This window comes from Acinetobacter sp. UBA3025 (assembly GCF_002367915.1).
GTDB lineage: Bacteria > Pseudomonadota > Gammaproteobacteria > Pseudomonadales > Moraxellaceae > Acinetobacter.
The window spans coordinates 4,504-4,907 of sequence record NZ_DFDO01000113.1 but is presented as its reverse complement, the minus strand read 5'-3'; the positions used below and the strand labels follow the sequence as shown (position 1 = coordinate 4,907).

The following is a 404-nucleotide window of genomic DNA, read 5'->3' as shown; positions in this document are numbered from 1 at the left end:
ATCATGCGCCAGCGATTAAATGCATTCTGTTCAACTTTGATCTCTCCTAAAACTTTACCATTGATAGACGTATAAAAGTTCTGGCCTGCCCAAGAGCCAGGATTAGCGATATCTGTATAATCTTCAAGTAATCCTAAGCCTTTACCTTCGCAATTGTTAGGAATATCGAATTTTACATCCGGGTCAGGGTTAGAGCATCGATATTGAATTTGCTGGAACAATAGGATGTTTTCATTTGGATAGCTATTTTTTTCTTTCCATAAAATGTCTATATCGCCTGTTTCAGTGACTTTGCCATTTTTCACTTTTGGTGTTCTTGAGCCTTCTACAATTAATGGGCCTGCCATACCACTCGATACCTGAATAGCTGTTGAGCCATGCAGATGGGCATGATACCAGTAGGT

General features: G+C 39.6%; 1 pseudogene. It reads right to left on the bottom strand.

Going from position 1 to position 404, the window contains the following annotated elements:
- Window positions 1-404 (bottom strand): annotated as a pseudogene (locus B4J23_RS04845) (hypothetical protein); the annotation flags it as partial.